Origin of the sequence: Hyphomonas sp. (assembly GCF_041689225.1) — a bacterium.
Lineage (GTDB): Bacteria > Pseudomonadota > Alphaproteobacteria > Caulobacterales > Hyphomonadaceae > Hyphomonas.
The window spans coordinates 55758-68654 of sequence record NZ_JBDNGN010000168.1; the positions used below are offsets into that span (position 1 = coordinate 55758).

The window sequence follows — 12897 nt, forward strand, 5'->3', positions numbered from 1 at the left end:
AGAGACCGAATGCAGTGGGACGATGCGCGGATGTTTCTTGCCTTAGCCCGCGCAGGCTCGTTCAGCGCTGCAGCCAAGCGGTTGGGCGTTCAGCATTCGACCATCTCACGACGAATCCACGCGCTGGAAAAGGATCTGGCGACGCCCTTGCTGGAACGCAGCGCGTCCGGCTACGTGCTGACCGATGCAGGCGAAGAACTGAGGGAGTCAGCCGCCCGGATTGAACGCGAATTTCTGTCATTCGAGGCCGCCAGCACGGGTCAGAGCGATGACCCATCGGGAGAGTTGCGTGTCACCGCGATCGCCAATATGGCCTCGTCAGTGCTCATGCCCCTGTTTGCCCGGTTCAGTACCGCCTACCCGAACATTGACCTGCGTGTTGAGGTGACCAACGATTCTGTTCGTTTGGCGGAACGCGACGCCGATGTTGCGCTCAGGCAGACAAATACGCCAGGCGAGACGCTCATCGGTACGCGGCTGACGACCGTCGCCTCCGCCGTATACGGCTCAATCGAATATTGTGCTGCGCTTGCAGCCGGGCACGCCCCGGAAAAGTGGATTGGCGTCGATTGCTGCGAATACCACAGAACCTGGACCAAACAGGCCAGGCCGCAACTCGATCATTCGTTCTGTGTCGATGATACGGCGCTCACAGCCGCTGCCCTGAAAGAAGGACTTGGGGTTGGATACCTGCCCTGTTTCATGGGTGACAGAGAGCCGACACTCGTCAGGTTTCGTGAACCTGAAAAACGACACGAACTTGGATTGTGGCTGCTCTATCACAGCGATTTGCGAAGCACGAAACGCGTGATCCTTTTCAGGCAGCATATGCGACGCGAGATGGAGAGAATCAGCACCCTGTTCGAAGGCACGGCGCCCACGGCAACAAAGCTTTAAGCTGTCGTCATCGAGATGATGTCGACGCCTGTACGTTTGCCCCACGAAGCACCCTCGGCATGGTGGCATAGACTCCTTCTTTTCCTCCCCCTCTCCGCCTGCGCGTATAATACGCCGCGATGCCAGCCTTCACCGTCCTCACACCGATGCTGGGCCTCCCTTGGTACCTGCTGCCGTTCTGGCCGCTGGTCTTCTGGCGCATCCAGCGCCTGAAGGCATAGTTCCGAGCGAACGGCGGACCAGGCTCGCAAATGCTCTGGGGTGTGATGTGGACTGGCCGTGTCGTGATCATCCGTCTGTCGGATGACCTGTCCGGGCAACGTTCGTATACTTTTCGTGCACCCGTATCGGGAAAGCTGAACAGCGCTTTGATCGGGGAATTGCCCGCGTCAAATCCGTGTCCCCGGCAACCGCCGGGGCCTCAGGCCATCCTGTCCGGAACTGTTGCACGAGATCCCGACCTGCGCCGGGAATACGGGTTCAATATTCCCGACACCTGACCCGGATTCAGCCTCAAAATCCCATCCCCCGAATGCAAGCGCCCCCACAGGCGTCAAACCTGCAGGGGCGTTCAAATATGAAAGAAACAAGCCTGTATGAGGATCAGGAACTCAGCGCGGCGATGGCGTCATCAATCGTGGCGCGTGGCTTGTCGAGGATGGCGGCGATCTGCGCGCGCTGCTCGATGGCCAGCCAGAGGCCGAGCACTTCGACATCCACGACGCGCCATTCGCCATTACGCTCCATCACGCGCCAGCGGACGGTCGTCGGGTCTTCGCCCTTCTGCGTCACACGCGTTTCGACAACCGAGTCTTTCTCGTTGCGGTCAACCGAGCCGATCACGTCGACCTTGGCATTCTTCAGCTTGTTCTTCTGGTTCTCCAACGTGCCGACGAGGAATTTCTCGAACGCGGCCGTGAAGCGCGCTTGTTCATCCTCGGTCAAACGACGCGAGTGCTTGCCCAGTGTGAACCGGGCAATGGCCTGGATGTCCAAGGCCTCCGTCAGCGGTCCTGCGCCAGTCTGGGTGTTGGAAATCTGGGTGGCCGTTCCGGCGATCAGGGCCTCGGCTTCGGGGCTCGCCTGTGTGGAAAGCGCCATTATGGCGAAACTGGTCGATACGATAAGCGTGCGCAACATTGTGTCTTGTCCTTCAAGTCAGACTTTTCTGATCTGCCTTGTAGATATGGTTCGCCGCCCCCTTTTGTTCCCTCAGTCTCCATATAGGTGCCATTCCGGACTTGCATGAGGCCGCCATTGAGATTCTGGAAAGCATCCGCACGGATTCCGCAAAGTGTGACTTTTGCGCTACATTTTTCGCGATCTGGTGGAGAATGGTGCGGACGGCCGGGCTTGAACCGGCAAGGCCTTGCGGCCGACAGATTTTAAGTCTGCTGCGTTTACCAATTTCGCCACGCCCGCACTGGCTTGCCTGAGTATTCGCGCCCGCCTGTCTTGGCAAGCGGGCGCCCGGCTCAGCTCACCCGTTCGAACACCGCGGCCAGCCCCTGACCGCCGCCGATACACATGGTTTCGAGGCCATAGCGCGACTTCCGCCGCTCCATCTCGCGCAGCATCGTGGTCAGGATCCGCACACCCGTCGCGCCGACCGGATGGCCGAGCGAAATGCCCGAGCCATTGACGTTCAGCCGGTCCATGTCGTCTTCGCCCAGCCCCAACGCCTTGGTGCAGGCGAGCACCTGCGAAGCGAACGCCTCATTGAGTTCGATCAGATCGAGGTCCTTGAGCTCCAGCCCGGCCTTTTCCAGCGCCTTCTGGCTCGATGGCACCGGCCCGATACCCATGACTTCCGGCCCGACGCCCGCGACCGACCAGGAGACCAGCCGTCCCAGCGGCTTCAGGCCATACTTCTCCGCCATCTCGCGCGTACAGACGATACAAGCGGCGGCACCATCATTCTGGCCGGACGCATTGCCCGCCGTAACTGTTGCTTCAGGATCAGTTCGGCCCTGGATCGCCCGCAGGGACGACAGTTTTTCCAACGTCGAGTCAGCGCGGATATGCTCGTCCTCGGATACGATTGTATCGGCCTTGCGGCCTTTCACTGTGAACGGCACGATCTCGCTAGCGAACTTACCGCTTTTCTGCGCCGCAGCCGCTTTCATGTGCGAGTTGAAGGCATATTCGTCCTGCGCAGCCCGGCTGATCTGATAGTCGCGGCGGAGGTTCTCGGCCGTCTCGATCATGCCGCCCGGAACCGGGTGGAACTTGCCCCCCGCCGTATAACGTCCGCGTGAGAGGCCATCATGCAGCATCAGGCCTTCACCCTTGATATCCCAGCGCATATCGATGGAAAAGAAGGGCGCATTCGACATGCTTTCGGCCCCGCCCGCGATGACCAGATCATTCGCGCCGGTTGCCACCTGCATCACGCCATTGATCACCGCCTGCAGGCCCGAGCCGCAGCGCCGGTCGATCTGGTAGCCGCCGGTCGATGTCGTCAGGCCCGCATCGAGCGCCACCATCCGGCCGAATGCCGGCGCTTCCATGGTCGGATAGCATTGCGCGAAGATACAGTCCTCGACAGCCTCCGCCGGCAGCTTGGTACGCGCCATCAATTCACGGATGACATGGCTCGCCATATCGTGCGCATGGACCGTCTTGAATGCGCCGCTAAAACCGCCGACTGCCGTGCGAAGCGGCTCACAGATTACAACATCTCTCATGGGATCGTCCTATTGATCTAGTTCAGGCCGCGGCCGCGTTCGGTGACCTGCTTGCGCGCCGCTTCAACGCTTTCGGCGGTGACATTTGCGGCGTGCGCGGCGGAGCGGCGGATCTCTTCCTTCAGCGCTTCGCCGAATGGCATGGCAAAGCCGTCATCGATCATCTTCTTGTAGCCGCGCAGAAGGACCGGATCACAGCTGGTCATCTCGTGTGCCAGCTTGCGAGCGGCGGGCAGCAGGTCGTCGGCCTTGTAGACGCGATTGACGAGGCCCCAGCGTTCGGCGGTTTCCGCATCAAGGAAGTTGCCGGAGAAGGAGAGTTCCTTGGCGCGGCTTATGCCGATCAGGCGCGATAGTTTCTGCGACAGGCCCCAACCCGGCATGATCCCCACGCGGGCATGCGTGTCGGCAAACTTGGCATTCTCCGATGCCAGCAGGACATCGCACATGAGGGCGAGTTCGAAGCCGCCGGTGATCGCAAACCCGTTGATTGCGCCAATGACCGGCCACGGATAGGCGCCAATCGCCTTGGCGATATCGATCTCGCCGCCATCAGCGCCGAGGGCGAAGCCCTTTTCGCCGGCTTCCTTGAGGTCGACGCCCGCCGTGAATGCCCGGCCCGCGCCGGTCAGGACGACCGCGCGAATGTCTTTGTCCGCCGCAAGCGCGGTGAACGTGCGCGAGATTTCCGCGCGCAGGGTCCGGCTCAGCGCATTCAGCGAGTCAGGCCGGTTCAGGGTGACAATCGCAACCGCTCCGTCGCGTTCAACTGTGATGATATTCTCGGCCATGCAGGCATTCCTTCCAGTCTTCGTTTCGAGTGTGCAGCGGGTGCCCGTCAGGCCTTCCGTTTGCGGAAAATGTTTACGACGGCAATGACCAGCGCGATGAGGGCGATTGCCGCAGCCATGTAAAATAGTTCGAATTTCAGCGGGGTCAGCCAGGCCTTGGTGTCGAGCGCATCAGCGGCGCCGGACAGAGCGAGCGCCTGGACCGTATTCTCGGTCAGGTCGACAATCGCCGTCGCCAGTGCAGGCAGCGCAGCAATCCGCCCATACTTGCCAAAGAACCGTAGCGCCATCGCGGCCAAGAATCCGCCATAAGCGACCGGGAAGGCCGTATCGAGAAATATGGTCACTCGGAAATGCGCCGAACGTTGGGCCTCGCTCAGGCCCGCGATCAGGGTTCGGCTGCGCTCCCCATTGGCAATCGTGTCGAGGAATGTGCCCCCAACCGCTTCAGCGAAGATGCTGAAACCCAACCAAATCAGGATCGCCGCGACAAACAGCCCCCAGATCACGGGCGTTCGCTTCAGGAGTGTCGTCACTTCGCGTCCTCCACGATGCGTTCGGGTTTGACGCCGGTTGCCGCGATGATGGCTTCAAGCCGCTGCGTCACCTCAGAAATCAGGTCTTCACGGATCGTGCTGGCGACGAGATGTACGCCATTGTCGCCGACAGACCGGAACCACGGATAGGAGCCGAAGGCCACCTCCGGAATTTCCTGCGCCAGTGCGCCGAGTGGTTCGGCGATATCACCTTCACGCAGGCCAAGCCCCCGGATTGTGACCTTGTGAACGACCGCGCCGGTGCGCAGGCGGTGGCCGATGTCTTCCAGCATAGCCCGGGCCACCTGCGGCACACCTGCCAGTGTGAAGACATTCTCCATCTGGAAGCCGGGCGCGCCGGACACAGGATTGGAAACCAGTTGCGCACCGTGAGGAATGCGCGCCATGCGGCGGCGCGCGGGCGTGAACTCCGTCTTCATCTCGGCACAACGCTCTGCCAGCATGGCGATGACCTCGGGATGCTCGTCGATCCCGACGCCAAAAGCGGCCGCAATCGCGTCCGCCGTGATGTCATCATGCGTCGGGCCAATACCGCCGGTCGTGAAGACGTAAGTATAAGCTGCGCGCAGCTCGTTCACCGCCGTCACGATGCTTTCCTGGAAATCAGACACCGTGCGCGATTCATGCACCTGGATGCCCAAAGGCGCGAGATACTTCGCAATCTGCTGCAGGTTGATATCCCGGGTACGCCCGGACAGGAGTTCATCGCCGATCAACAACACGGCAGCAGTGGGTGAAGGCTGGGTCATCGCACTCACATCGCGCAGTGTGGCCTATTCCACAAGCGCGTCATAAACAACGTGCGCCGAATTCCGACGAAAATCCACTTCCGGTCCGTTCCAGCTAAAGCGCTGGATCATTCCGATGAAGAAGAGATCGTTCTCCGGATCAATCCAGAACCATGTGCCTGCTGCCCCGCCCCAGAAATATGAACCGGCAGCTTGCGCCATCTCTGACGCTTCAGGGTCGAGGACCAAACCGACGTTCAGCCCAAACCCGAGGCCATCGGTCTTGAGGTTTTGCTGAGCGCCATCAGAAAACAGTTTGGCGCCGTCTGGCAACATATTGGTGCGCATCAGATCCACCGTCTCCGGCTTCAGAATACGCACGCCGTCCAGTTCACCGCCGTTCAGCAGCATCTGGCAGAACCGCGTATAGTCTTCCATCGTGCCGACAAGGCCGCCACCACCGGACTCCATCCCGATCGTTTCCTTGCGGAACTGCACCGTCGGCCGGTCATATTTCACGAGACCGAGTTCAGGCTGGTCCGGAACATAGCCGAAGGCATCGCTGAAGCGGTCAAGATCATCGGCCGGGACGTAAAAGCCCGTATCCGTCATGCGAAGCGGTTCAAACAGGCGGGTGTCCAGGAACTCGCCGAACCGCATGCCCGAGATTTGCTGGACGACATAGCCCTGCACGTCGACCGATGCGCTATAGGACCATTTTGTCCCCGGCTGGAACAGCAGCGGCACGTCCGCCACCTTGTCGATGAACGTATCCAGATCGGGAGACTGCATGATCGCCTGGTCCCGGAACATGTTGTTCGCCACGTCGTCTCCGAACAGGCCATAGGCAAATCCGGCGGTATGCGTCATCACTTCCCGCATCGTTGGAATGTGGTCCGGATCGGTCAAAAGCGGCGCGCCCGCCTCGTCGACACCGGTCATCACTTTCAGGTTCGCGAATTCAGGCACGAACTTCGTCACGGGATCGTCCAGCGTGAACGCGCCTTCCTCGTACAGCATCAACAGCGCGACGCCGGTAATCGGCTTCGACATGGAATAGATGCGATAGATCGTGTCCTCGGTGATGGGGGCACTGTCTTCGACGCGGCGCACACCCGCCTGCATATCGCTGACGATTTCACCGTGCTGCACAAGGCGCGTGGCAATGCCTTTGACGTGGCCAAGCGCAACTTCATTCGCCATCGCTGCTTCCAGCGCAGCGATTCCTTCCGGTGTAAAACCGCCTGGTTCGGTCAGGGATAATGTGCTGGCGGGCTCGGCAGCTGGCGCACTGGTACAGGCACCCAGACCAAGAGCCCCTGCTAAACCGAAGCAGACTGCAGCCGATACAAAACGTGTTGCCAATGCCATGACTTTCTCTCCCGCACAGATTTTGCGCGCATGGTTAGTGAGATGGCGCCCGCCTGCAAGCCGAACCTCGGGTAAGGCTTCGCTGATTTGACCGCGATCAGCTTCAAACCGCCATGAAAGGTGGAAATTTCGGCCACAATCTGCCACATAAGGAAACAGATATCTGAAAGCACGATCCATGAACGATATAACAGCTCTCCTGCCCATGCGCACTGGCGAAATCCGCATCCATGATGCGGAAGGTTTTGAAGGCATGCGCAAGGCGGGCCGCCAGGTGGCCGAATGCCTCGACATGTTGGTTGGTGAGGTCAAACCGGGCGTCACCACGAAGCATCTCGACGACCTCGTGCGCGAATTCGTCCTCGATCACGGCGCCCAATCCGCGACGATCGGCTATCGCGGCTACCGCCACGCCTCCTGCATCTCGGTGAACCATGTGATCTGCCACGGCATTCCGGGCGCGAAACCGCTAAAGGAAGGTGACATCGCCAATATCGACGTGACTTGCATTCTCGATGGCTGGCACGGCGACCATTCGCGCATGTATGCCGTCGGCGGTGTGAAGCGGAAAGCCGAACGCCTGATGGACGTGACCTATGAAGCCATGATGGCCGGTATCAACGCCGTGAAGCCCGGCGCACGTTTCGGCGACATTGGCGGTGCCATCTCCGAAATCGCCCATCTCAACCGGATGTCAGTCGTTGAGGATTTCTGCGGGCATGGCTTGGGCCGCCTTTTCCATGACGAGCCGAATGTTGTTCATTCGTCCGCCTATGGCACGGGCCCGGAACTGAAGCCCGGCATGTTCTTCACCGTTGAACCGATGCTGAATATCGGTCGCAAGGATGCTGCCATCCTGCCGGATGGCTGGACCGCCGTGACACGGGACCGCCAATTGTCGGCCCAGTTCGAGCACTCGATTGGTGTGACGGAGACCGGGTTCGAAATCTTCACCCAGTCGCCGAAGGGCCTGCACACGCCCCACACGGTCAAGCAATAGGCCATGCCGGGGGGCGACGGCCAGCCGACCCCAAACCCCATTGGCAAGGCCATCGCGAACGCCTGCGCGGAAAATTGCTGAAACGCGGCGCCGGCGCGCTGGAAGATTATGATGTGTTGGAAGTCATCCTCATGGCGTTCATTCCCCGCCGAAACGTCAAGCCCATCGCCAAAGCGCTGATGACGCGGTTCGGCAGCCTGTCGGGCGTGCTGGCGGCACCCTCCACCGATCTCGTCAAGATCGACGGCATCGGTGAAACGGTGGACGCCTATCTCAAGGCGATCGCCGAATTGCAATCGCGTGCATCCCGCGAAGAGATAAGGAAACGCCCCGCCATCTCGTCCTGGTCGGCGCTGATGTCCTATGTCCGCAAGGAATTGCAGCATGAAGGCCGCGAACAGTTCCGGGCCCTGTTCCTCGACCGCAAGAACCAACTCATCGCTGATGAAGTGCTGGGGCACGGCACGGTTGACCATGCGCCCGTCTATCCTCGCGAGATCGCCCGGCGGGCCCTTGAGCTTCAGGCGTCCAGCCTGATCCTGGTCCACAATCACCCCTCCGGCGACACGACCCCTTCGCGCGCGGATATCGACATGACCCGCGAGATCATCAATGTACTCTACCCTTTGGGGATCACGGTTCACGACCACCTGATCGCCGGAACCGGCGGCGTAACGAGTTTCCGGACGGCGGGCCTGATCTTACCATAACGCGACGATAAGGCTTGCGGATGGTCGGTAGGCCGCTACCGTGTCGAAATAGAAAACGCGCCGTCAGAGTGCGACACTTTCAGGGAGGCTGACAGCGCATGACCGACACCACTGCGAGTAACACCGCTTCGCAAGGTCACATCACCGGCTACGGAACCAAGAGCTATCGCACCTATGTGCTTTTGGTGCTCATGGCCGTTTACACGTTGAATTTTATCGACAGAAATTTGATGGGCGTTCTAGCACAGCCCATCAAAGAATCATTCGGATTGAGCGACGGGCAGTTCGGTATCTTGGCCGGTTGGCCTTTCGCGCTGTTTTATGCGGTGATGGGCTTGCCAATCGCAATGATGGCAGACCGTTCAAACCGAGTCAGGATAATCGCGGCATGCATCATATTGTGGTCGATCATGACTGCCCTGTGCGGGTTTGCAGCAGGTTTCTGGACGCTTCTGATCTTCCGCGTTGGCGTCGCCGTAGGTGAGGCCGGCTGTACGCCGCCCGCCAACTCCATAATCGGCGACTATTTTCAGGCTCGCAGTCGCGCCACTGCGCTTGGCATATACTCGATGGGTGTCACGATTGGTGGCGTTCTGGCAAACCTCTTCGCCGGGCCGATCTCCGATATGGAAGGTGCAACCTTTGGCAACTGGCTGGGTTCGATCGGATTAGGGGGCATGTTCCGCGGAATCGATTGGTCAAGCGTAGAAGGATGGCGGATCGCGTTTGTCGTCATCGGCGTTCCGGGAATTCTGATTGCCGCTCTCTTGCTATTCACGATCAAGGAACCGCCCCGCGGCTACTCGGATCCTCCGCAAGCAACACCTGTAGAAAAAGCAAACCTCCGGGAAACGCTGAAGGAACTCTATAGCAAGCCGAGCTTCTGGTGGATGACAGCCGGAGCGTCGCTGGTCGCCTTTGTCGGCTACGGATTGTTCACTTTTCAGATCCCGTTCCTGGTCCGCGAGCACGGCCTGACAAACGGAGAGGCAGCCGTCCATTACGGCGCGCCCCTTGCTGCTCTCGCCGCAGCCGGAACATTTTTTGGTGGCTTCCTTACTGAAAAGCTCACGTCTTGGTCAAAAACCGCCGTCGCTTGGATTCCAGCCATCGGACTCCTCATCGCCGTGCCCGCATATATTGCTGCGTTCTATTCTTCGAACCTGACAATGGTCTTCATTTTCTGGTCCATCGCGGCAGTCAGCCATTACGCGTATCTCGGCGCCCAATACAATATCGGACAGGGCGTTGTTTCAAGCCAGTCTCGGGCCACGGCAATTGCGGTCCTGCTGATCATCGTTTCGATCATCGGCAACGGTATCGGGCCGCAATTCGTGGGGATGGTAAGCGACTATCTGATGACCCAGCATTTGGCCGCGTCCAGCATGCCGGACCTCACACAGGCGATGTGCCTGGATAAGGGACTGGAGAAGTCTGTAGAACAACTGGCTGTTTGCGCCAAAGCAACATCGGAAGGCCTGAAGCAGTCAGTGTCCATTACTGTATGCTGGTTCATTGTTGCCGCTGGCTGCTTCCTGATGTCCGCTCGCACGCTAAAGCAGGATTTCGTCGCTGAACTTGGTTGATGCTAAAATATGGCTCACCCGACACGCTGACACGATCAATATGACCGATTTCGGAGACTTGAAATGACGACACCGACCGCCGCAACCATCGCAGCGCCCAACTCCGGCTATGGCACAAAGGGCTATCGGTCCTTCGTTCTCGGCGCGCTGCTGATCGTCTACATCTTCAACTTTATCGACCGCACTATCATCAATATCCTTACCGAGCCGATCAAGGCATCGTTCGGCTTGGAAGACTGGCAAATGGGCCTGCTCGGCGGCCCGGCCTTCGCTGTGCTCTACACGTTCCTAGGCATTCCCATCGCGCGTTTCGCGGAACGCTACAATCGCGTCTGGATCATCGCGGGTGCCGTGTTCCTGTGGAGCCTGATGACGGCGCTGTGTGGCTTTGCGACCTCGTTCCTGATGCTGTTCCTGTTCCGCGTCGGTGTCAGCATCGGTGAAGCCGGCTGCACGCCCCCAGCCAATTCGCTGATCGCCGACTATTATGACCCCCGCAACCGCTCCACGGCTGTGTCCATCTACGCGCTTGGGGTGCCACTCGGTGGCATGTTCGCCGCTATCTTTGGTGGCTTCATTGCGGGCAATATCACCGGCGACAATGCCGAGGCACTGTTCCGCGCATGGGGCTGGACCTTCGCGGTCAACGCCGTGGACTGGAGCCAGATCGAAGGCTGGCGCATCGCCTTTGTCATCGTTGGCCTGCCCGGTTTACTGATTTCCCTGATCGTCAAACTGACGGTCAAGGAACCGGCGCGCGGCCATTCAGATCCCGTTGCCCTGCAAGGCATGGCGATGGCAGGTTTCACTGACGCTTTCAAAGTTCTCCTGAGCAAACCCACCTATTGGCACATCACGATCGGTGCGACGATCGCTTCCTTTGTCGGCTACGGCGTTGGCCAGTTCACCACATCCTTCCTGATTCGAACGCATGGCCTGACAATTCAACAGGCGGCCCTGTTGTTCGGCATTATTCTCGGACTGATGGCAGCCATCGGCGTATTCACCTCCGGCTTCCTGGCTGACAAGGTGGCCAAGCGCCATCCGACAGCGCTCTCCTGGATCCCCGCGCTGGGCATGCTGCTGTCGGTGCCCTTCTACCTGTTCGGCTATTCGGCCGACAATCTCTGGGTCGCGATGCCACCGCTGATGATCGCGGCGATGATCCACTATTTCTACCTCGGCCCGATGTATGCCGTGGCCGGCGGTGTCGTCGACAGCCGGATGCGTGCGACATCCGTGGCAATCACACTATTCGTGGTCAACCTGCTCGGCTATGGCCTCGGCCCTCCCGTCATCGGCATCCTGTCATCCTTCCTCAAGACGGTCGCCCTGTCCGGGGCCGATCTCGGCCTGACGCTGGATGCCTGCAAGGCGGTTGCGGAACTGAACGCCGACGAACTGGCCGCCTGCTCCAGCGCCAATGCCAAAGGCCTGCAATGGTCCATCCTGATCTTCAGCTGCGGCTATGCTTGGGCAGCACTCCACTACCTGTTGGCGGGCAAGACCTTGGTGCGTGACATGCTCGCCAAGGGCAGCTAATCCGGCCTGATGGCTGTTTATACGCAGGTTTCCGACGAGGCTCTGGCCGCGTTCCTAGCTGAGTACGATCTCGGCAAGCCCTTGGCTTTCAAGGGCATAGCCGAGGGCGTGGAGAACTCGAACTATTACCTCGAGACCACGACGGGCCGCTATATACTGACCCTGTTCGAGAGGCGGGTGAAGGCAGATGACCTGCCCTATTTCATCGGTTTGAAACAGCATCTGGCCGCCAAGGGCTATCCCTGCCCCGAGCCGATCATCGGAAAGGACGGCGCCGCCCTGCGTATGCTGGAAGGTCGCCACGCCGTGATCATTTCCTTTCTCGAGGGCCTTTCGCCCCGTCGCCCCAATATCGCCCAGTGCCGTGGACTGGGAGAAGGCCTCGGCCGAATGCATGTGGCCCTCTCAGACTTCGCCATGACGCGCGAAAATGCGCTGGGCCCGGCGTCATGGCCGCGCCTCTGGCAGGGCCGGGAAACGGGCGCTGACGCCTTGCAGGACGGACTGGCAGCGCTCGTCTCCGCAGACCTTGCCGCCATCGCACAGGCTGATCCTGACACACTCCTCCTTCCCCGCGGGACGATCCACGCGGACCTGTTCCCGGACAACGCCTTCTTCCTCGAGGACGATTTTTCCGGCGCCATAGATTTCTATTTCGCCTGCACGGACGCGCTCGCGTACGATCTCGCCGTCTGCCTCAATGCCTGGGCCTTCGAGGATGGCAGCGCCAGCGAAGCTTCCGGCCTGCAATACAATTTCTCCAAGGGCGCATCCCTCATCGCCGGCTACGAAAGCATACGCCCGCTGGAAACCGCCGAGCGTGACGCCCTGCCCGTCCTGGCGCGCGGCGCGGCGCTCCGCTTTTTCCTTACCCGCCTCGTCGACTGGACTGATACGCCCGAAGGCGCCCTCGTAAAGCCCAAGAATCCCCTCGAATATGCCGGACGCCTCGCCTTTCATCGCAAGGTGACCAGCGCCGCCGGATATGGCGCCTAGCAGCAAAGCAGGGCCGACCATGACTGGAGAGC

Annotated in this window: 12 protein-coding genes and 1 tRNA gene; 6 read left to right on the forward strand and 7 right to left on the reverse strand. The window is 60.0% G+C overall.

The features are described 5' to 3' along the window. Positions 1–9: 9 nt before the first annotated feature. Positions 10–897, forward strand: coding sequence for a LysR family transcriptional regulator (locus tag ACESNB_RS16825; protein WP_373009433.1), 888 nt, complete (start codon positions 10–12; stop codon positions 895–897). 603 nt (positions 898–1500) lie between these two features. Here the strand turns inward: ACESNB_RS16825 and ACESNB_RS16830 are convergent. From ACESNB_RS16830 to ACESNB_RS16860, 7 genes are all read right to left on the reverse strand, one after another. Then, entirely contained in the window at positions 1501–2037 is a 537-nt protein-coding gene (locus ACESNB_RS16830) for a phospholipid-binding protein MlaC (protein ID WP_373009435.1), read from the reverse strand. Between the two features lie 195 nt (positions 2038–2232). After that, positions 2233–2319: transfer RNA gene (locus ACESNB_RS16835), tRNA-Leu, on the reverse strand. A 53-nt stretch (positions 2320–2372) separates the two neighbouring features. Beyond that, the gene (locus ACESNB_RS16840) at positions 2373–3584 is read right to left on the reverse strand and encodes an acetyl-CoA C-acetyltransferase (protein ID WP_373009437.1); all 1212 of its coding nucleotides are present in this window, start codon (positions 3582–3584) and stop codon (positions 2373–2375) included. 17 nt (positions 3585–3601) lie between these two features. Then, positions 3602–4375, reverse strand: coding sequence for an enoyl-CoA hydratase (locus ACESNB_RS16845; RefSeq protein ID WP_373009439.1), 774 nt, complete (start codon positions 4373–4375; stop codon positions 3602–3604). 47 nt (positions 4376–4422) lie between these two features. Continuing rightward, entirely contained in the window at positions 4423–4911 is a 489-nt protein-coding gene (locus tag ACESNB_RS16850; protein WP_373009441.1) for a hypothetical protein, read from the reverse strand. Further along, on the reverse strand, positions 4908–5681 hold the full coding sequence (locus ACESNB_RS16855) for a competence/damage-inducible protein A (protein WP_373009443.1): 774 nt from the start codon (positions 5679–5681) through the stop codon (positions 4908–4910). Before ACESNB_RS16855 ends, ACESNB_RS16850 begins: the two co-directional genes overlap by 4 nt. A gap of 24 nt (positions 5682–5705) precedes the next feature. Then, the gene (locus ACESNB_RS16860; RefSeq protein ID WP_373009445.1) at positions 5706–7031 is read right to left on the reverse strand and encodes a serine hydrolase domain-containing protein; all 1326 of its coding nucleotides are present in this window, start codon (positions 7029–7031) and stop codon (positions 5706–5708) included. A gap of 178 nt (positions 7032–7209) precedes the next feature. Here ACESNB_RS16860 and map point away from each other — a divergent pair, with 178 nt between their 5' ends. From map to ACESNB_RS16885, 5 genes are all read left to right on the forward strand, one after another. Beyond that, positions 7210–8031: a type I methionyl aminopeptidase gene (gene map, locus ACESNB_RS16865; protein WP_373009447.1), complete on the forward strand. Its 822-nt coding sequence runs from the start codon at positions 7210–7212 to the stop codon at positions 8029–8031. Next, a complete protein-coding gene (radC, locus tag ACESNB_RS16870) occupies positions 8028–8741 on the forward strand; it encodes a DNA repair protein RadC (protein WP_373009524.1) in 714 nt (237 codons plus the stop codon). Before map ends, radC begins: the two co-directional genes overlap by 4 nt. A 98-nt stretch (positions 8742–8839) precedes the next feature. Further along, positions 8840–10327, forward strand: coding sequence for a spinster family MFS transporter (locus ACESNB_RS16875; protein ID WP_373009449.1), 1488 nt, complete (start codon positions 8840–8842; stop codon positions 10325–10327). Between the two features lie 63 nt (positions 10328–10390). Continuing rightward, the gene (locus ACESNB_RS16880) at positions 10391–11869 is read left to right on the forward strand and encodes a spinster family MFS transporter (protein ID WP_373009451.1); all 1479 of its coding nucleotides are present in this window, start codon (positions 10391–10393) and stop codon (positions 11867–11869) included. A gap of 9 nt (positions 11870–11878) precedes the next feature. Then, a complete protein-coding gene (locus tag ACESNB_RS16885) occupies positions 11879–12865 on the forward strand; it encodes a homoserine kinase (RefSeq protein WP_373009453.1) in 987 nt (328 codons plus the stop codon). Positions 12866–12897 lie beyond the last annotated feature (32 nt).